Genomic DNA, 17,818 nt, shown 5'->3' on the forward strand with positions numbered 1-17,818 from the left:
GTCCAGGTACTCGGCTCAGAGGGCGAGCCACTCCGCGACCTCGACGGTGTCCCCGACGCTCACCACGCCCTCGCGCACCACCGCGTTCTTCGCGCCGAAGCTGACCTTGTTCCCGTACTCCGGTTCGCGGCGGTACGTCGACAGGGTCCGGATCGGCTCCGGGCCCGCGCGGCGGCCGGTGCGCTGGTCGACCATCGGGACGGCGCACCGCGTCGCCCGTACGGAATGGGCGAGTTCCACCGTGCCGAGGGTCATCCGGCGCACCCGGTCCTCGAAGTGCGGCTCGTCGGCGCCGGCCAGGACGATGTTGGCGCGGAAGCGGTCCATCGGGACGGGCGCCGCGTCGCCCCGGGCGGTGATACGGGAGTTGAGACCGTCCAGGGATGCCGTCGAGGCGACCAGCACCGCGTGTGCGTCGGCGAAGTTGACCTTGCCGGGGGTGTCGCCCCAGCCGTCCCGGTCGAAGCCGGGCGCCACCCGTACCAGGCGGGACTTGGCGCCGAGCGCGTCCGAGAACCACTCCGCGGCCTCGTCCCCCTGGTCGGCGGCGACGCCGAGCGGGCGGTCGAACATGCTGACCTCGCGGCGCGGGCCGTCCGGGACGACGTCCACCCGCAGCGGCTCGACGCCCTCGGCGGACAGCGCCAACGCCGCGCCCGCGTCCAGGACTTCGACCCCGATCGCGGCCATCGCGGGGTGCGTGCGCTGGCTGCGGAACGCGCCGTTCGTCGCGTCCACCACCATGAACGTGCGGTCGTGTTCGAGACCGGTCCCCAGGACCCGCGCGGAATCGACGGCGGTTCCGGCGCAGCCCTTGACCGGGTAGTAGATGAGTTCGCGAACGGTGATGGTCACGGTGTCCCCTCCGGGGCGGCCGCTTCGAGCTCGTCGACGCTGCCGGACATGATGGTGCGGATGTGGCGGGTGAGGTGGTCGACGGGCCAGTCCCACCAGGCCACGGCGAGCAGTCGGGCGACGGTCTCCTCGTCGTGGCGGGTGCGGATCAGCCGGGCCGGGTTCCCGCCGACGATGCCGTAGTCGGGCACGTCGGAGGTGACGACCGAACCGGCGCCGATGACCGCGCCGTGTCCGATCCGCACGCCGGGCATCACCGTGGCGCCGTACCCGAACCAGACGTCGTTGCCGACGACCGTGTCGCCCCGGTTCGGCAGTCCGGTCAGCAGGTCGAAGTGCTCGGCCCAGGAGCCGCCCATGGACGGGAACGGGAACGTGGACGGGCCGTCCATCCGGTGGTTGGCGCCGTTCATGATGAACCGCACTCCGGTGCCCAGCGCGCAGAACTTCCCGATGACGAGCCGCTCCGGGCCGTAGTGGTAGAGCACGTTGCGGGTCTCGAAAGCGGTCGGGTCGTCCGGGTCGTCGTAGTACGAGAAGTCCCCGACCTCGATCAGTCCGGACTTCACCAGGGGCTTCAGCAGCACGACCCTGGGCTGCCCCGGCATCGGGTGGAGCACGGTGGGATCGGCAGGCGCGGCGGGCGCGGCGGGATTGTCGGGGGCGGGACTCATGGCCCCCATCATCGCATCCGGCCGCCTGGGGTAAGTTCCTTTTGGGAACTCTTTGGTTCGGAGAGGAACGCACATGGAATCGGCACGGTGGACCGAGGTCGACGACTACTTCAACGGCCTGCTGCTGGGTCCGGACGAAGCCCTGGACGCGGCCGTCGCGGCGAGCGACGAGGCCGGGCTCCCGGCCATCCAGGTCGCCGCCAATCAGGGCAAGCTGCTGCATCTGCTGGCCCGGCTGCGCGGGGCGCGGACCGTGCTGGAGATCGGCACCCTCGGCGGGTACAGCACGATCTGGCTGGCGCGGGCGCTGCCCGAGGGCGGCAGGGTCGTCACGCTGGAGGCCGATCCGGCGTACGCCGAGGTCGCGCGGGCCAACATCGCACGGGCGGGGCTCGCGCACGTCGTCGACGTACGGGTCGGCCCGGCGCTCGACACGCTTCCGGAGCTCGCGGCGGAGGGGCAGGGGCCGTTCGACGTCGTGTTCATCGACGCCGACAAGCCGAGCAACCCCGACTACCTGGCCTGGTCGCTGAGGCTGACCCGTCCCGGGAGCCTGATCATCGCCGACAACGTGGTGCGGGACGGCGAGGTGACCGACGGCGGGAGCGATGACCCGAAGGTTCGGGGTGTGCGGCGGTTCACCGAACTCGTCGCCGCCGAACCGACCTTGAGTGCGACCGCGCTGCAGACCGTCGGCGCCAAGGGGTACGACGGACTGATGCTGGCCCTGGTCACCGGCTAGGTACCGGTCGGCGTAATTCGTTCGACAGGCCCCGGGGGCCCGCTCAGGATGAGTCGCATGGATCTGCGCGTGATCGACCCGGTTCGTATCGGTACGGAGCGGCTGCCGGGAGGGCGGCTGCTGGGCTGGGCGGAATGGGGGCCGAAGGACGGTGTGCCGGTGCTGCTGTCGCCCGGCGCGGCCACCAGCAGGCACCTCGGGTTCGGCACCGACGCGCTGGACCGGCTCGGTGTGCGGCTGATCTCCGTCGACCGCCCCGGGCTCGGCGCCTCCTCGCCGCTGCCCGGCCGTACGTTCGGCGACTTCGCCGACGACGTCCGGACGTTCGCCGCCCTGCGCGGCCTGGGCCGGCCGCCGATGGTCGGCAACTCGCAGGGAGCGCCCTTCGCCCTCGCCTGTGCCGCCGCCGGAACGGTCGGCGCGCTCGCCGTGGTCTCCGGGGCGGACGAGGTGGCCGAGCCGCGGTTCGCCGAGGCGCTCCCGGAGGACCTGCGGGGCCTCGTGGACCTGGCGGTGTCCGATCCTGGCGCCGCCGAGAAGATCTTCGCCGGGTTCACCCCGCGGGCGATGTGGGACATGGTCATGTCCGGCAGCCCGGACCGCGATCTGGCCGTCTACCGGCAGCCCGCGTTCGCCGCCGCCTACCGCCGCGCCCTCGACGAAGCCTTCGCGCAGGGTGCGGACGGATACGCCCGGGACACCGTCCTGGCCATGGGGCACTGGGGAATCGCGCTGTCGGACATCGCCGTGCCCGTCGACCTCTGGTACGGGGAACAGGACACCGGCCACTCGCCCGACCACGGCGACGGACTGGCCGCGCGCATCCCGGGCGCCGTCCGGCACCTCGTGCCGGACGCGGGCGGATCCCTGCTCTGGACCCATGCCGAGCAGGTGCTGGGCGCCCTGCTCGAGCACGTCCCCGCGCCCTGACGTCCTGCCCGGCGACACGATGGAAGGACCCCCGCCAGTCACGTCCTGGCGGGGGTCCTCCTTTCATCCGCCTGCCCGGTGAAGGTTGAGAAGACGATCACGAGGCAGGACGTTCACGCGCCTCCTGGTCAGGGGGCGAGCAGCAGCACGTCGGCGCGCTCCTTGGCCGCCGCGTAACGCTTCGCCACGTCCTGCCAGTTGACGACGGCCCACATGGCGTCGATGAAGTCGACCTTCTGGTTCTTGTACTGGAGGTAGAAGGCGTGCTCCCAGGCGTCGAAGACCAGGATCGGGGTGGAGCCCTGGCCGACGTTGCCCTGGTGGTCGTAGACCTGCTCGACGATCAGCTTGCCGCTGACCGGCTCGTACGCCAGGACGCCCCAGCCGGAGCCCTGCGTGGTGGCCGCGGCCTTCGTCAGCTGGGCCTTGAAGCCGGCGAACGAACCGAACGACTCCGTGATCGCGTCCGCGAGGTCGCCGACGCCGTCCGCGGCGAGGGGCTCGCCGCCGCCGTCACCGGTCATGTTGTGCCAGTAGATCGAGTGCAGGATGTGGCCGGAGAGGTGGAACGCCAGGTTCTTCTGGAGCCCGTTGATCGCGCCCCACGTCCCCTTGTCGCGCGCCTCCTCCAGCTGCTCCAGGGTGTCGTTCGCCCCCTTCACGTAGGCGGCGTGGTGCTTGTCGTGGTGGAGCTCGATGATCTGCGGGTTGATGACCGGTTCGAGCGCCGCGTAGTCGTACGGGAGTTCCGGAAGCGTGTACGTGGCCATGGTTCGAACCCTCCAGCTGCTTTCCTGTTGTTGTTGCAAACTCTATGCAAGAGCAGGAGCAGGCTAACAGCAGGGCGTGCCGATGGTGATCAGCCCTTCGACTTAGGTCCGGGACCGTGTCGCCGCGTCGGCCCCGGTACAACCCTGCGACCTTCTCGGACCCCACGGGCCGGGCGTCGGAGTGCACCGTGGGAGTGGACTGCAGCGTTGGCGCGATGATGTCGGACATGTTCGCCGCTCCCCCGTTCCCAGGAAGCGGGACATCCGGCAGCGCACCGACAACCAGCCAGGGGCTCACCGGCTTCCTGCCGACGTCACCGGTGCTGCTCCAGCTGCCGCCGCTGCTGCTGGGCCCGGACCCGCTCCCCGTCCAGTTCAACCAGAGCCTGGAGACGAAGAAGGTCCAGAAGATGCTGATGGAGTCTCAGGCCCTCTGCCGACCGCCTTCCGGACGTCTGATCGGCACCTTCGGCGGTGACGGAAAGGTCAAGTACGGCGGTCCATGGAGCCTGGCCTTTCGCTGGATCTTGGGAAGCCATGGGAGCAATGAAATCAAGAACACCACGGCAAATCAGAGCTACGACGGTGATGACGTACTGACGCAGGATCTGATCAAATCCTCGAGCATGAAGGACGCACGGGTGAAAATCGCCGGGCAGTTCGCCTGGCTTGGCAAGAAGAACGACCGGGCCGACTACAGCACCGCCAAAAACAGGGACGGCAGCGATCTGAATCTCATTCAGATGGCGGGGGTATACCGCTCGGACCTCGGTGGGCTCGTGATGGGTAAGGAGGACCGCGTGGCCCAGGGCGTTCTCGGTTCCTACGCGCTTGAGTACACGGTGACGAAGTCCAAGGGGGACACGCTAACGGTCAATTATCATGCGTGGACCGACATCGACAACGAGTCATTCCTCCCGAGCCACTTCAAGTGGCAAGAGGTCGCGAACGAGGCGCCGCGCCATATGGGCGGGTATTTCGCAGGATTCCGGGTCGATATCCGCTGGCAGGAAAAGATCTACAAGTAGCGAGTGGGCTGGGTATGAGACGTTTTCGTGGGTGTGCGATATGCGTGGCTGTTCCTCTGCTGCTGTTCGTGGCCCTGTTCGTGATGCAGGGGTGCGAGGAGGAGAGCCCGGAACTTCGCTCCGAGGAGGTTGTCGGTGTCTGGAAAGGCTCCGACGGCGGGCGGATCGAGTTCCGGGCGGACGGCACGTTCGACATGTCGGGCATCCCGCGGAGTGCCGTCAAGCCCAGCTTCTCCACTCTCCCTCCCGGGAAGGGCAGCCTCTCCGGGAGGGGGAAATGGGATATGGAGTGGCAGCGGGACCCGGGCAGTGGAATCGAGCTCAGATTCGCCGAGGGCGGCTCGTTCACCGATGAGGGCGGATTCGCCCTGCTCCGGGCCGCTCGGGGCGGGGACGAGCCGGAGGTGTACTTCGAGGGGGACCCCGACACGGAGGATGGCTACCGGGTCCGCCGTGAGCCGTCCGCCCGGAGCGGTCCCGGGGAGAAGTGAGGAAACAGCGGCCCCGGGTACGGAGCCCGCTCCAGGCACGGTCCCGGGTTCGGGTACGGGAACCGCTCCAGGCACGGTCCCGGCCTCAGGCGCGGGCGCGCGTGCGGGCCTCGGCGAGGCGGGTCAGGTGGTCCTCGTACGCCTTCGTGTAGAACGCCGCACGCGCGGGGTCCGGTTCGGCCACCTCCGTCGGGGCCGTCCAGGCGGCCGTGTCCAGTTCCGCGCCGAAGCGCCGCGCCGCCGCGAGGACCGCACCCCGCGCGCCCACCTCGCCCTCGACGATCCGCACCGGGCGGCCCAGCACGTCCGCGAACAGCCGGGTCCAGGCGGGGGAGCGGGTGCCGCCGCCGCACAGCGCCAGGGTGCCGGTGAGGCCCGCGGCGTCCAGGCAGTGGCGGGCGGCGAAACCGATGCCCTCGCAGACCGCGCGGACCAGGTCCGCCGGGGTGGTCTCCAGACAGACCCCGAGGAACTCGGCGCGCAGCCGGGGCTCGACGAAGGGGGCGCGTTCGCCTGAGGGGGCGAAGTAGGGCAGCACCCGTACGCCGTTGGCGCCCGGCGGGGTGGCGGTGAGTAGCCGGTCGACGTCCGCGTGGCGTACGCCGGTCGTGGCCAGGACCCAGTCCAGGGCCGCCGTGCCGACCATCGCGGGCATGGCGCGCAGCCAGTGACCGGGACGGTCGGTGGAGATGTGCAGGCCCGCGGGTTCGCCGTCCAGGTCGAGCCGTTCCGTCGCCACCAGCGCGGCCAGACACGTGCCGACGATCAGCAGACCGTCGCCGGGCCGGGTGACGCCCGCGCCCAGCGCGCAGGCCGGCAGGTCGTACGGGCCGTTGGAGATCTGTACGCCCGAGGGGAGCTCGGCCGTGGCGACCGGATCGCTGACCGGGGCGAGGAGCGCGGCCCGATGGCCGAGGCCGAGCGCCGCCACGACATCGGAGGAGTACGTACGCGTCATCGGGTCCAGGAAGGGCATCGACGCGTCGGAGACGTCCGTGGCCCGGACCCCCGTCAGCCGCTGGAACACCATGTCCTTGCAGTACAGCGCGGTGGTGGCGGCGTCGAGCGAGGCGGGGTCGTGGCGGTCGAGCCAGGCCAGCACCGGTCCCGGACAGCCGGGGAACATCGCGCTGCCGGTGCGCCGGTACACGGCCGTGAACACCCCCGACTCCTGCCAGGCGTCGACGAGTTCATGGGCACGGCCGTCCATCCAGGAGATCGCGGTGCGGACCGGCCGGCCCGCCGCGTCGACCAGCCAGACCCCGTCGCCCTGGCCGGTGAGACCGGCGAACGCGACCCCGTCGGAGCCCAGCGCGGCCAGGACCTCACGGACCGCCCCGTACACCTCGTCCATGTCCTGTTCCACGAATCCGTCGCGGATCGTGAGCCCCACCGGGCGGGACTCGACGGCGAGCGTGCGGCCGTCCGGGCCGAAGGCCGCGGCCTTCACCACGGACGTGCCGACGTCGATGCCGATGTACCGGGTGGGGGCGTCCTCGGCCGTGGGTGCGGGGGGCGTGGTCCGGTACGTCGTCATGGAGTGCCTCCGTACGTCGTCATGGGCCCGCCTCCCGTCACAGCGCGTGGGCGAGCGGCTCGCCCCGCACGTAGCGCGCGACCTCGGCCGCCGCGATCCGCGCCGCCTTCCGCGCGACGGACCGGCTGGCGCCCGCCACATGAGGCGTCATCAGCAGGTTCGGGGTCCGGAACAGCCGTGACGAGGGCGACGGCGGCTCCTGCTCGTACGTGTCCAGCGCCGCGGCCCGCAGTCGCCCCGAGTCCAGCGCGTCGCACAACGCCTCCGTGTCCAGCAGCCCGCCCCGGGCCGCGTTCACCAGGACCGCGTCGCGCGGCAGCAGGGCGAGCTCGCGGGCGCCGACGAGATGCCGGGTCTCCGGGGTCAGCCTGGCGTGCAGGGTGAGGACCCGGGAGCGGGTGAGCAACGCCTCCAGCGAGGGGGCGCGCATGCCGTGCACGTCGCCGCGCACATACGGGTCGTACACCTCGACCCGCGCGCCGAACGCGGTGAGCACCCGGGCCACCCGGCTGCCCACCGCGCCGTAGCCGATCAGGCCGACGGGCGTGTCCTCCAGTTCCAGACCGCACTGCTCGTACGTGTAGTGGGAGGCGTCCCAGCGGCGGTGCGCGGTGAGCGAGCGGTGCGCGTCGGGGATGCGGCGCAGCGCCGCCAGCATCAGGCCCACCGTGAACTCGGCGGTCGCGGCCGCGTTGCGCCCGGGAGCGAAGCACACCCGCACCCCGCGGGCCCGCGCCGCCGCGGCGTTCACGTTCACCGGGCCGCCCCGGCAGACCACGACCAGTCGCAGATCGGGGGCGGCGGCGAGGACCCGCTCGGTGAACGGGCCCATCTGGGTCACGCACACCTCGACCCCGTCCAGGGCGCCGATCAGCGCGTCCTCGGCGTGGCTGGCCTCGTCGACCTCGGCGACCTTTCCGAAGGGTTCCAGGGGCCAGGGCAGGGTGAGTTCGGTGATCAGCGGTTCTGCGTCGAGCGGGCCGAGGGCGTGCAGCAGGGCCTGGGTGATCAGGGAGTTGCGGACGAAGTGGTCACCGGCGGCGAGCACCCGCGTCGTGGGGCGGGGCGTCGTGGAGTCGGCGGGCGTCGTCGGGTCGGGCGTCATGGGACGGGTCATCGCGGAGCGTCTCCTGTCCGGGCGTCGAAGACATGGATGTGCCGTGGGGAGCGGCGGTGACGCGTACGAAGATCTTCCGGCCGGCCGAGGGGCATCCCCGGGCGACCCGCCGCCGGGTGGTGCGGCGGGTGGCGGGCACCGCCCCGGACGGGGGCATGCCGTCCGTCCGGGGCGCGGGCCGCGGGGGGACGTCCGGTGCGGGCTCGCGGCGGCGGGACGCCGGGACGCCCGTCCGGGCGGGGCCGCACCACCGGCACGGACCCGTCCGGGACCGCGCGGGACCGGCCCGGTCAGCCGTCATCGCGGCCTCCCGTCCCCGGCTCCCGGCCGGTGCGGCAGACCTCGTAGGGCACCTTGTGCTCGTCGAGTTCGCGCAGCGATCGTTCACAGGCCCCGTCGTCGACCAGCAGCAGATCGAAACGGGAGAGCGGGGCCAGCCGGTGCAGGGCGACCCGGCCCAGCTTGGAATGGTCGAGCAGCAGCACGTTGCGGCTCGCCGAGTCGAGCATCGCCCGCTTCACCGAGACGATGCGCTGCTCCTGGTGGTAGGCGAAACCACCGGACACGGCGGAGGTGGACGTGAAGCAGATGTCGACCTGGAGCGACTGCACCGCCTCCACGCACGAGACACCCAGGAAGGAGGCGTGCAGCGGGTCGAAGTCGCCGCCGAGCCCCATCAGATGGATGCCGCGCTCGCGCGACAGCAGATTGATCGCCTCGAGGAAGTTGGTGACGACGGTCAGTGGGGTGATGGACCGCAGCCCGCGCGCGATCTCCAGCGTGGACGTCGAGTCGTCCAGCATCACCGCCATGCCCGGCTCGACCAGCTCCAGGGCCCGCGCGGCGACGGCGGCCTTCTCGGCCCGCATCGCCTTCAGCCGGTAGGCGACGTTCGACTCGAAGACTCCGGACGGCTGCGCGGTGACCCCGCCGCGGAACTTGCGGACGATGCCCTGCCGCTCCAGTTCGTCCAGGTCCCGGTGGATGGTCATCAGGCTGACGTCGAAACGCTCCGCCAGTTCGGCGGCGCTCGCCTCGCCCTGCGCGAGGACGTACTCGGCCATGGATGCCTGACGCGGGGCCGGCCCCCGCTGCGGAACGCTGCTCACGTGCTGATCCCTCTGATTCCCGAATTCTTCTGAAATTCCTCACGGGCGGGGCCCGTTCACACACCAGATCGACTGGTTAACAGAGCTTGGAACAGGCGAAGTTGACCGTCAATCCCTCGCGCAACGGAAATTCTCGGTGCAGAGTGAGAAGTTCACAGGAGGGACCGATATGTGGATGGGCATCGATCTCGGCACGCAGGGCGTCCGCGCGGTGGTGGTGGGGGACCGGGGCGAGATCCTCGGCAGCGGCTCCGCCCCGCTCACCGGAAGACGCGACGGCGTACGGCACGAGCAGCGGCCCGTCGACTGGTGGACGGCGGTCTGCGCGGCCTGCCGCGGAGCGCTGCGCGACCGCCCCGCCCCGCCCCGCGCGCTGGCCGTCTGCGCCACCTCCGGCACGGTCCTGCTCGGCGACCGGGCGGGACGGCCGCTGACGCCGGGGGTGATGTACGACGACGGGCGGGCCGCGGCCGAGGCCGCCCGGGCCCGGACGCCGCCGAGCTGGGCCCTGCCCAAGGTGATGTGGCTGCTGCGGGAGTACGGACGGGAGCACGGGGGACGCGTGGGCGACACGGTGCGCGTCATGCACCAGGCCGACCTGGTGCTGGCCCGGCTCGCCGGGACGCCGCTGCCCACCGACTCCAGCCACGCCCTGAAGACCGGGTACGACCTGGAGCGGGACGACTGGCCGCACCGCGGGTTCGGCGGGCTGGGCCTGCCGCGGGAGCTGTTCCCGGAGGTGGTGCGGCCCGGCCGGCGGATCGGGGAGGTGGGGCGGGCGGCGGCGGAGGAGACCGGCGTCCCGGCGGGCACGCTCCTGGTGTCCGGGATGACGGACGGCTGCGCGGCGCAGATCGCCTCGGGCGCGCTCACCACGGGCTCCTGGAACTCGGTGCTCGGCACGACGCTGGTCCTGAAGGGGGTCACCTCGTCGCCGGTCGTGGACCGGGCCGGGGTGGTCTACAACCACCGCGCGCCGGACGGCGGCTGGCTGCCGGGCGGCGCCTCCGGGGTCGGCGGCGGGGCGCTGACCGCCGCGTTCCCGGGCGCGGACCCGGCCCGCATGGACGTGCTGGCCCGCGCGTGCGAACCGGCGCGGGTGGTGGCCTATCCCCTCGCCGGAACGGGCGAACGCTTCCCCTTCGCCGCGCCCGGGGCCACCGGCTTCCTGCTCGGCGAGCCCGCCGACGAGGCCGAGCACTGGGCGGCCCTGCTCACCGGGACGGGCCTGGTCGAACGGCTCTGCCTCGACTACCTCGACCTGCTCGGCGCCCCGCTGCACGGCCGGATCACCTTCACCGGCGGCGCGGTCCGCAGCGGCCACTGGAACAGGCTGCGCGCCGACATCCTGGGCCGGCCCGTGCACATTCCGCGCTCCGCCGAACCCGCGCTCGGCATGGCCGTCCTCGCCGCGTACGGCGCGCGGGCCGCCGACACCCTGGCGGGGGCCGCGAACCGGATGGTACGACTGCGGCACGTGCTGCGCCCGCATCCGGCGCGCACCGCGTGGTACACCGAGCCGTACGTCGCGCTGGTCGACGAGCTGGAACGGCGCGGCTGGCTCCCCGGTCCCGTCGCCGCCCATGCCCGTGACCGCGCGGGGAAACCGTGACCGCGGCGGTCCCGGGAAGCCGTGCCTCCCGGCGCGTGCGAGAGCCCTGGGACACCGCTCCTCGACCCGTACGAACGCAGACGCCATGACCGCCCGTACCCGAACGGAGAAGCCATGACCAGGAGCCCGGCCACCCTGCTGCTCGTCCGCCACGGGCAGACCGTCTGGCACGCGGAGAACCGCTACGCCGGAGTCAGCGACATCGCGCTCACCGACGAGGGGCGCCGTCAGGCCCGGCGGCTGGGGGAGTGGGCGGCCCGGCACCCGGTCGACGCGATCCGGACGTCGACGCTCACCCGCGCGATCGAGACCGCGCGGCCCGCGTGCCTGGCGCTCGGTCTCACGCCCCGGCACGACCACGACCTGCGCGAGTGCGACTTCGGCGAGGTGGAGGGGCGCACCCTGGCGGAGTTCGAGGCCGAGCATCCGAAGCAGGGACGGGAGTACCGCACCGACCCGGTGGCCCATCCGTTCCCCGGGGCCGAGGACCCCCGGGCGGCGGCTGCCCGGGGCGCGACCGCACTGCGCCGCATCGCGGACGAGCACCCGGGCGGGCGGGTGCTCGTCGTCGCCCACAACACCCTGCTCAGGCTCGTCCTCTGCGAACTGCTGTCGATCCCGTTGGGCGCCTACCGCCGGGTCTTCCCGAAGCTGCGGAACACGGCGATCAGCGAGGTGCGGATCGGGGAGCGGGGCGGGGCGCTGCTCTCCCTGAACGTGCCGTGCGCCCCGGACGACCCCGAGGTGCCGTGCGCCCCGGACGACCCCGCCGTGCCGAACGCGGCGGACGCGCCCCGCGCCCCCGGCGTCAGCCCGTGACCGCCGCGGCCCGCCGCTGCCGTACGACACCGGCGACGATCAGTACGGCGGTGAGGGCGCCGCTCGCCACCAGCTGGTCGCGCGTGCCCGGCTGGCGCAGCATCAGGACGAAGATCCCAGCCATCGCCAGCAGCGCCACCAGTGTCAGCACCGGGAAGAGCCACATCCGTACGACGAGCTTCTCCGGGGCCTCGCGCTGGAGCCGGCCGCGCAGGATCAGCTGGGAGACGGCGATGAATATCCAGACGACCAGGATCACCGCGCCGATCATGTTGAGCAGCCACGGGAAGACGTCGTCGGGACGCCAGTAGCTGAGCAGCACGCACAGGAAGCCGAACACCGACGAGGCCAGGACGGCGGTGCGCGGCACGCCCGACGAGATCCGGCCGAGCCGCCGCGGCCCCTGGCCACGGGCCACCAGCGAGCAGGCCATGCGCGAGGAGCCGTAGATGTTGGCGTTCATCGCGGAGAGCAGGGCGACCAGGACGACCACGTTCATGATCTGCGCGGCGCCACCGATCCCGAGGTGGTTCAGGGTCGCGTAGAACGGGCCCACCTTCACGATCTGCGGGTCGTCCCACGGCACCAGCGTCACGACGACGGCCATCGAACCGACGTAGAACAGCGCGATCCGCCACATGGCGGTCCGTACGGCCTTGGCGACGCCCCGTACCGGGTTCTCGGACTCGGCCGCGGCGATGGTGACGGTCTCCAGACCCCCGTACGCGAAGACGGAGGCGAGCAGGCCGATCACCAGTCCCTCGCCGCCGTTCGGCAGGAAGCCGCCCTCGCCGCGGAGGTTGCTGGTGCCGGGGGCGTCCGTACCGGGCAGCAGACCGAGGATCGCCAGCACGCCCAGGACGAGGAAGAGCGTGATCGCCACCACCTTGAGGGTGGCGAACCAGAACTCGAACTCGCCGAACTTCTTCACCGAGGCCAGGTTCGTCCCGAGGAAGACCACCATGAACAGCGCGACCCAGGCCCACTCCGGGGTGCCCGGCAGCCAGCCCGTGACGATCTTCGCGGCGCCGATGCCCTCCAGGCCGACGGCGACGCAGAGCAGCACCCAGAACGCCCAGCCGACGGCGAACCCCGCCCACGGCCCGATCGCCCGCTCCGCGTGGACGGAGAAGGAACCGGAGGCCGGATTCGCGGCCGACATCTCGCCGAGCATCCGCATCACGAGCATGACCAGCAGCCCGGAGATGGCGTACGCGACGACGATCGAGGGACCCGCGGCGGCGATGCCGGCGCCCGAGCCGACGAACAGCCCGGCGCCGATGACACCGCCGAGCGCGATCATCGACAGGTGCCGCTGCTTGAGCCCGTGGGTGAGGACGGCGTCGGTGGGGGCGCCGGGGACGGTGCCGGGGGATTCGACGGGGGAGCCCGGACCGGTGCCGGTTCCGGCCCGGGGTTCCGCGGGGTCTTCCGTGGGGGGAGAAGCGGGATTCCGCGACATGGACGTGCTCTGTTCGGTAGGCGACACATGGGGGACGTGGGGTGGGGCGTGGGGGACGTCGCGCACAGTCTGGGCGCGCCTGTCATCGACCGGGAACCGGTGTCCGCCATACGGGCACGATGCTCACACACCGTGCACATACGGGCACGTGCCGCCGCCGACGTCGCGAACCGGGAGAAATGCCCGCACCGGCTTTTGGGGGGAACCTACAGTTCTCCCGGAGAAGATCCCGTGAGCGGGTGGACGCGTGATCAGGCCCCACCTCAGTGACGAGCATCACGTCACCGTGTGATTGCGTCAGCGTCTTTGTGTGAACTCCACCAATGCCTCGATCGGCGCTTGTCAGCCGCTGACGGTGATCGGCCGTTGACCCGTGGGCTAACGTCGGTCCGGTCTGTCCCTTCCTGTCCTCACCCCGCGGAGTCCCGATGAGCACTGCTGCCGCCGCCCCCGTCCGTACCGGAGCGGTCCTCGCCGACCTGCTGCCCGCCGCCCGGAACCGTTACGCCGTCGACACGGCCCTGGTCCTCGGGGGCGCCGCGCTCACCGGGATCGCCGCCCAGATCGCCGTCCCGATCCCCGGCTCCCCGGTCCCGGTCACGGGCCAGACCTTCGCCGCGCTCCTCGTCGGCACCGCGCTCGGCGCCCGCCGCGGCTTCCTCTCCCTCGCCGTGTACACGCTCGTCGGCATGGCGGGGATGCCGTGGTTCGCCGAGGCCAGGTCCGGGATGGGCTTCCCGTCGTTCGGTTACGTCCTCGGCATGCTGCTCGCCGCCGTCGTGGTCGGCGCCCTCGCTCGTCGTGGCGGGGACCGGTCCGTGCTGCGCACCGCGGGCACGATGGCGCTGGGCTCCGCGGTCATCTACGCGGTCGGCGTTCCGTACCTGGCGCTGTCCACCGGCATGTCGGCGAGCGCCGCGATCGCGGCCGGCCTGGTGCCGTTCCTGCTCGGTGACGTGCTGAAGGCCGCGCTCGCCATGGGCGCGCTGCCCGCGGCCTGGAAGCTGGCCGGCCGCCGGGGCTGACCCCCGGCCCGCACCACCCCCGCGTACGCCCGCAACACGCGAAGAGGCCGGGCCGGCCGTGACACGTCACGGCCGGCCCGGCCTCTTCCGCGTTCCGCGCCCGGCTCCGGAGCGGCGCTCAGGCCCGGGCCTGACGCGCCGCCCCGCCGGCCACGGCCTCCGCGGCGGTCACGGCGTTCGCGGCCTGCACGGATCCCGCGGCCTTCCGGTGCCGGACGTCGCGCACCAGCGCGATCGCCACCACCAGCGCCGCCACGAGCAGTGAGAGAAGCACCTGCTCACGCCCGCTGTCATCGGTCAGCATGTAGACCAGGACGAACGAGATCATCGCGATGGTCGCCCAGGTCAGGTACGGGAAGAGCCACATCCGCACGACCAGCTTCTCCGGCGACTCGCGCAGGATCATGCCCCGCATCCGCAGCTGCGTGAAGCAGATGACCAGCCAGACGAACAGCGCGACCGCGCCGGACGAGTTCAGCAGGAACTGGAAGACGGTGTCGGGCCACTGGTAGTTGAAGAACACCGCGACGAAGCCGAAGACGACGGACGACAGGATGGCCGCCTGCGGCACGCCCCGCTTGTTCACCCGGGCGAACGCCTTCGGCGCGTCCCCGCGCTCGCCGAGCGAGAACGCCATCCGAGAGGCGGTGTAGAGGCCGGAGTTCAGACAGGACAGCACGGCCGTCAGCACGATGACGTTCATGACCTGGCCGGCGTGCGGGATGCCGATGGCGTTGAGGGCGGCTACGTAGCTGCCGTCCTTCACGAGCGACGGGTCGTTCCACGGCACCAGGGCCAGCACGACGAAGATCGAGCCCAGGTAGAAGACGGCGATCCGCCAGATCACGCTGTTCGTGGCCTGCCGCACGGCGCGCTGCGGGTCCTCGGACTCGCCCGCGGCGAGGGTGACGATCTCACTGCCCATGAAGGAGAAGACGACCATCAGCACACCGGTGAGGATGGCGCCCACCCCCTCGGGGAAGAACCCGCCCGAGTCGGTGAGATGGGCGAACCCCGTGGCCGGGTTGTCCGCTCCGGGCAGGACCCCGAAGACGGCCAGCAGGCCGACGACCACGAACGCGGCGATCGCCACGACCTTGATCCCGGCGAACCAGAACTCGAACTCGCCGTACGACCCGACCGAGACCAGGTTCGTCGCGGTCAGCACGACCATCACGATCAGCGCCCACGCCCACTGCGGGACCCCCGGTACCCAGCCCTCCAGGATCTTGGCGCCGGCCGTCGCCTCGACGGCGAGCACCACGACCCAGAAGAACCAGTACAGCCAGCCGATCGAGAAGCCGGCCCAGCGGCCCAGCGCCTGGTCGGCGTAGGCGGAGAAGGAACCGGAACTGGGACGGGCCGCCGCCATCTCGCCGAGCATCCGCATCACGAAGACGACCATCAGGCCGACCAGGGCGTACGAGATCAGGATGGACGGTCCGGCCGCGGCGATGCCGGTACCGGAACCGACGAAGAGGCCCGCACCGATGACACCGCCGATGGCGATCATCGAGAGGTGGCGGTTCTTGAGGCCCGCCTGGAGTCCGCCGGAGGAGTTCGCCGGGGCCGCCCCGTCGGACCGGTCCGGTTCGCCGGCCCGGCCCGGCCTGGTCGGAGTCGTCTGCGACGTCATGGGAATGGAGTCCTTACGTGTGCCGATCACTCGAGCACGCCCCGGCCGCCGTGCGAATGCCGCGGTGGGGCGCGGTCGCTCGGCCACGAAGACCGCGGTGGGGCGCGGTCGCCCGGCTCGCGGATGCCGTGAGCAGGGCGTGGTGCATTGAAGCTCCTCGGACACCAAGAACGGAACCCTTCATTCCGATTTCTTGGCAGAAAAGTTGCCGGTGAGGCATTCCCCACACACGGCGCGCACACGAACGGCACAGGGGTGACCGGCCCCGCGCGGGGCGGTTGCCGTGCGGGTTCCGCCCGTGCGGCACCGTGTTCACCGCGCGCGTTCTACCGCATCGCGGGACGAACCGCGCCCGACGCGGGGACGTGCCGTGCCTCACACGGCGTCATGCCGCGCCGCACGAGGGTGTGTCGTACGTCACGCGGGGCCGTCGGGGTGGCCTCCGGGTCCGGCGGGCCCGGAGGCCACCCTGACATGACCCCGATGACGGCTGTCCGGCGCCGCTCGTGCCACACTCGGAACATGCGCGTGTACCTCGGCTCGGACCATGCCGGCTATGAACTCAAGAACCACCTCGTCGAGTGGCTGACGGCCCAGGGCCACGAGGCCGTCGACTGCGGCCCCCACATCTACGACGCCCAGGACGACTACCCGCCGTTCTGCCTGCGTGCCGCCGAGCGGACGGCCGCGGACCCGGACGGCCTCGGCATCGTGATCGGCGGCTCCGGCAACGGCGAGCAGATCGCCGCCAACAAGGTCAAGGGCGTGCGTGCCGCGCTCGCCTGGAGCGAGCAGACCGCCGCCCTGGGCCGCGAGCACAACAACGCCAACGTGGTCGCCATCGGCGGCCGGATGCACTCGCTGGACGAGGCCACCAAGTTCGTCGAGATCTTCCTGGCCACCCCGTACTCCGGCGAGGAGCGCCACACCCGCCGCATCGAGATGCTGACGGCGTACGAGACGACCGGCGAACTCCCGCCGATCCCCGCCCACCACCCGCAGCAGGGCTGACCGACGACCGCCCCTGTGCCGCCGGAGCCCCCGGCGGCACAGCCGTGTCCGGCCCGTCGCGCCCCTCGCCGCCGGCGACGTCATCACCGCCGTCGGCCGCACCGCCACTGTCAGCGCTACCGCCACCGTCGCCGAGGAGAGCCGCCGAAGTGCCCGAGGGACACACGATCCACCGCCTCGCGGCGGACCACCGGGACAGGTTCGCCGGGCGGCCGGTACGGGTGAGCAGCCCGCAGGGCAAGTTCTCCGACAGCGCCGCGCTGCTCGACGGCCGGACCTTCACCGGCGTCGATGCCCACGGCAAGCACCTCTTCCTCGGCTTCGGGGACATCGGCTGGGTCCACATCCACCTGGGCCTCTTCGGCAAGCTCGGCTTCGGGACCACCCCGGCCCCGCCGCCCACCGACACGGTCCGGCTGCGCCTGGTGAACGACGACCACCACGCGGATCTGCGCGGCCCCACCACCTGCGCCCTGATCACCGAACCCGAGAAGCGCGCGATACACGACCGCCTCGGCCCGGACCCGCTGCGGACCGACGAGGACGGCGAGCGGGCCTGGCGGCGGATCTCCCGCAGCCGGATCACGGTCGCCGCCCTGCTGATGGATCAGAAGGTCATCGCGGGCGTCGGCAACGTGTACCGCGCGGAGGTGCTGTTCCGTCACGGCATCGACCCCTACCGCCAGGGCAAGGACCTGCGGCGCACCGAGTGGGACGCGATCTGGGCCGACCTGGTGGCGCTGATGCGCGAGGGCGTGCGGAACAATCGGATCGACACGGTCCGTCCCGAGCACACCCCGGAGGCCATGGGCCGCCCGCCGCGCGTCGACGACCACGGCGGCGAGGTGTACGTGTACCGCAGGGCCCGGCAGTCCTGCCACATCTGTGGCGGCGATATCCGCACCGCCGATCTCGCTGCCCGCAACCTCTTCTGGTGCCCGGGCTGCCAACCGGCCTGAGAGCCTGTCGGGTGACCTCCCACGAGCTGGAGCCCCCCGGA

Annotated in this window: 17 protein-coding genes; 9 read left to right on the forward strand and 8 right to left on the reverse strand. The window is 71.8% G+C overall.

Annotation, left to right across the window (positions count from 1 at the left end; genetic code table 11):
- Positions 1 to 15: 15 nt before the first annotated feature.
- Both ACFYY6_RS19850 and ACFYY6_RS19855 read right to left on the reverse strand, forming a co-directional pair.
- On the reverse strand, positions 16 to 855 hold the full coding sequence (locus tag ACFYY6_RS19850) for an MOSC N-terminal beta barrel domain-containing protein (protein ID WP_351626491.1): 840 nt from the start codon (positions 853 to 855) through the stop codon (positions 16 to 18).
- On the reverse strand, positions 852 to 1,529 hold the full coding sequence (locus ACFYY6_RS19855) for a CatB-related O-acetyltransferase (RefSeq protein ID WP_351518155.1): 678 nt from the start codon (positions 1,527 to 1,529) through the stop codon (positions 852 to 854). The genes ACFYY6_RS19850 and ACFYY6_RS19855 overlap by 4 nt, the downstream gene beginning before the upstream one ends.
- A gap of 73 nt (positions 1,530 to 1,602) precedes the next feature.
- Here ACFYY6_RS19855 and ACFYY6_RS19860 point away from each other — a divergent pair, with 73 nt between their 5' ends.
- Both ACFYY6_RS19860 and ACFYY6_RS19865 read left to right on the forward strand, forming a co-directional pair.
- The gene (locus tag ACFYY6_RS19860; protein ID WP_351518157.1) at positions 1,603 to 2,271 is read left to right on the forward strand and encodes an O-methyltransferase; all 669 of its coding nucleotides are present in this window, start codon (positions 1,603 to 1,605) and stop codon (positions 2,269 to 2,271) included.
- Between the two features lie 57 nt (positions 2,272 to 2,328).
- Positions 2,329 to 3,201 (forward strand): alpha/beta fold hydrolase, encoded by an 873-nt coding sequence (locus ACFYY6_RS19865; protein WP_389194405.1) that lies wholly within the window; start codon positions 2,329 to 2,331, stop codon positions 3,199 to 3,201.
- Between the two features lie 128 nt (positions 3,202 to 3,329).
- On the opposite strand, the gene ACFYY6_RS19870 is transcribed toward ACFYY6_RS19865, so the two are convergent.
- Entirely contained in the window at positions 3,330 to 3,971 is a 642-nt protein-coding gene (locus ACFYY6_RS19870; RefSeq protein WP_351518159.1) for a superoxide dismutase, read from the reverse strand.
- Positions 3,972 to 4,198: 227 nt separating this feature from the next.
- Between ACFYY6_RS19870 and ACFYY6_RS19875 the strand changes: the two genes are divergently transcribed.
- Both ACFYY6_RS19875 and ACFYY6_RS19880 read left to right on the forward strand, forming a co-directional pair.
- Complete coding sequence (locus ACFYY6_RS19875) at positions 4,199 to 4,999, forward strand: hypothetical protein (protein WP_389194408.1); 801 nt, start codon at positions 4,199 to 4,201, stop codon at positions 4,997 to 4,999.
- Positions 5,000 to 5,043: 44 nt separating this feature from the next.
- Positions 5,044 to 5,490: a hypothetical protein gene (locus tag ACFYY6_RS19880; RefSeq protein ID WP_388649919.1), complete on the forward strand. Its 447-nt coding sequence runs from the start codon at positions 5,044 to 5,046 to the stop codon at positions 5,488 to 5,490.
- A gap of 85 nt (positions 5,491 to 5,575) precedes the next feature.
- Here ACFYY6_RS19880 and ACFYY6_RS19885 read toward each other — a convergent pair whose 3' ends face one another.
- The 3 genes from ACFYY6_RS19885 to ACFYY6_RS19895 form a co-directional block, all read right to left on the reverse strand.
- A complete protein-coding gene (locus tag ACFYY6_RS19885; protein ID WP_389194411.1) occupies positions 5,576 to 7,027 on the reverse strand; it encodes an FGGY family carbohydrate kinase in 1,452 nt (483 codons plus the stop codon).
- Between the two features lie 37 nt (positions 7,028 to 7,064).
- On the reverse strand, positions 7,065 to 8,132 hold the full coding sequence (locus ACFYY6_RS19890; protein ID WP_351518169.1) for an NAD(P)-dependent oxidoreductase: 1,068 nt from the start codon (positions 8,130 to 8,132) through the stop codon (positions 7,065 to 7,067).
- 302 nt (positions 8,133 to 8,434) lie between these two features.
- On the reverse strand, positions 8,435 to 9,208 hold the full coding sequence (locus ACFYY6_RS19895; protein WP_388650007.1) for a DeoR/GlpR family DNA-binding transcription regulator: 774 nt from the start codon (positions 9,206 to 9,208) through the stop codon (positions 8,435 to 8,437).
- Between the two features lie 214 nt (positions 9,209 to 9,422).
- Here ACFYY6_RS19895 and ACFYY6_RS19900 point away from each other — a divergent pair, with 214 nt between their 5' ends.
- Positions 9,423 to 10,865, forward strand: a complete 1,443-nt coding sequence (locus tag ACFYY6_RS19900) for an FGGY-family carbohydrate kinase (RefSeq protein WP_386607888.1) — start codon at positions 9,423 to 9,425, stop codon at positions 10,863 to 10,865.
- Positions 10,866 to 10,979: 114 nt separating this feature from the next.
- A complete protein-coding gene (locus ACFYY6_RS19905; RefSeq protein WP_388649926.1) occupies positions 10,980 to 11,684 on the forward strand; it encodes a histidine phosphatase family protein in 705 nt (234 codons plus the stop codon).
- Here the strand turns inward: ACFYY6_RS19905 and ACFYY6_RS19910 are convergent.
- Positions 11,674 to 13,146: an amino acid permease gene (locus tag ACFYY6_RS19910; protein ID WP_389194414.1), complete on the reverse strand. Its 1,473-nt coding sequence runs from the start codon at positions 13,144 to 13,146 to the stop codon at positions 11,674 to 11,676. The two genes, ACFYY6_RS19905 and ACFYY6_RS19910, sit on opposite strands and share 11 nt — an antisense overlap.
- A 428-nt stretch (positions 13,147 to 13,574) precedes the next feature.
- Here ACFYY6_RS19910 and ACFYY6_RS19915 point away from each other — a divergent pair, with 428 nt between their 5' ends.
- Complete coding sequence (locus tag ACFYY6_RS19915; protein WP_073783028.1) at positions 13,575 to 14,171, forward strand: biotin transporter BioY; 597 nt, start codon at positions 13,575 to 13,577, stop codon at positions 14,169 to 14,171.
- 118 nt (positions 14,172 to 14,289) lie between these two features.
- On the opposite strand, the gene ACFYY6_RS19920 is transcribed toward ACFYY6_RS19915, so the two are convergent.
- Positions 14,290 to 15,807, reverse strand: coding sequence for an amino acid permease (locus ACFYY6_RS19920; protein ID WP_389194417.1), 1,518 nt, complete (start codon positions 15,805 to 15,807; stop codon positions 14,290 to 14,292).
- A gap of 522 nt (positions 15,808 to 16,329) precedes the next feature.
- Between ACFYY6_RS19920 and ACFYY6_RS19925 the strand changes: the two genes are divergently transcribed.
- Together ACFYY6_RS19925 and ACFYY6_RS19930 are read left to right on the forward strand one after the other, a co-directional pair.
- Positions 16,330 to 16,818 (forward strand): ribose-5-phosphate isomerase, encoded by a 489-nt coding sequence (locus ACFYY6_RS19925; RefSeq protein WP_073783026.1) that lies wholly within the window; start codon positions 16,330 to 16,332, stop codon positions 16,816 to 16,818.
- 149 nt (positions 16,819 to 16,967) lie between these two features.
- A complete protein-coding gene (locus ACFYY6_RS19930; RefSeq protein WP_351522542.1) occupies positions 16,968 to 17,777 on the forward strand; it encodes a DNA-formamidopyrimidine glycosylase family protein in 810 nt (269 codons plus the stop codon).
- The last annotated feature ends 41 nt before the right edge of the window (positions 17,778 to 17,818 follow it).

Origin of the sequence: Streptomyces sp. NPDC001750 (assembly GCF_042892615.1) — a bacterium.
Lineage (GTDB): Bacteria > Actinomycetota > Actinomycetes > Streptomycetales > Streptomycetaceae > Streptomyces.

Bases quoted from the DNA above. Each gene is read 5' to 3' on its own strand.
- ACFYY6_RS19855 (WP_351518155.1), bottom strand. From the start codon at position 1,529: ATGAGTCCCGCCCCCGACAATCCCGCCGCGCCCGCCGCGCCTGCCGAT.
- ACFYY6_RS19860 (WP_351518157.1), top strand. From the start codon at position 1,603: ATGGAATCGGCACGGTGGACCGAGGTCGACGACTACTTCAACGGCCTG.
- ACFYY6_RS19865 (WP_389194405.1), top strand. From the start codon at position 2,329: ATGGATCTGCGCGTGATCGACCCGGTTCGTATCGGTACGGAGCGGCTG.
- ACFYY6_RS19870 (WP_351518159.1), bottom strand. From the start codon at position 3,971: ATGGCCACGTACACGCTTCCGGAACTCCCGTACGACTACGCGGCGCTC.
- ACFYY6_RS19875 (WP_389194408.1), top strand. From the start codon at position 4,199: ATGTTCGCCGCTCCCCCGTTCCCAGGAAGCGGGACATCCGGCAGCGCA.
- ACFYY6_RS19885 (WP_389194411.1), bottom strand. From the start codon at position 7,027: ATGACGACGTACCGGACCACGCCCCCCGCACCCACGGCCGAGGACGCC.
- ACFYY6_RS19890 (WP_351518169.1), bottom strand. From the start codon at position 8,132: ATGACGCCCGACCCGACGACGCCCGCCGACTCCACGACGCCCCGCCCC.
- ACFYY6_RS19895 (WP_388650007.1), bottom strand. From the start codon at position 9,208: ATGGCCGAGTACGTCCTCGCGCAGGGCGAGGCGAGCGCCGCCGAACTG.
- ACFYY6_RS19900 (WP_386607888.1), top strand. From the start codon at position 9,423: ATGTGGATGGGCATCGATCTCGGCACGCAGGGCGTCCGCGCGGTGGTG.
- ACFYY6_RS19905 (WP_388649926.1), top strand. From the start codon at position 10,980: ATGACCAGGAGCCCGGCCACCCTGCTGCTCGTCCGCCACGGGCAGACC.
- ACFYY6_RS19910 (WP_389194414.1), bottom strand. From the start codon at position 13,146: ATGTCGCGGAATCCCGCTTCTCCCCCCACGGAAGACCCCGCGGAACCC.
- ACFYY6_RS19915 (WP_073783028.1), top strand. From the start codon at position 13,575: ATGAGCACTGCTGCCGCCGCCCCCGTCCGTACCGGAGCGGTCCTCGCC.
- ACFYY6_RS19920 (WP_389194417.1), bottom strand. From the start codon at position 15,807: ATGACGTCGCAGACGACTCCGACCAGGCCGGGCCGGGCCGGCGAACCG.
- ACFYY6_RS19925 (WP_073783026.1), top strand. From the start codon at position 16,330: ATGCGCGTGTACCTCGGCTCGGACCATGCCGGCTATGAACTCAAGAAC.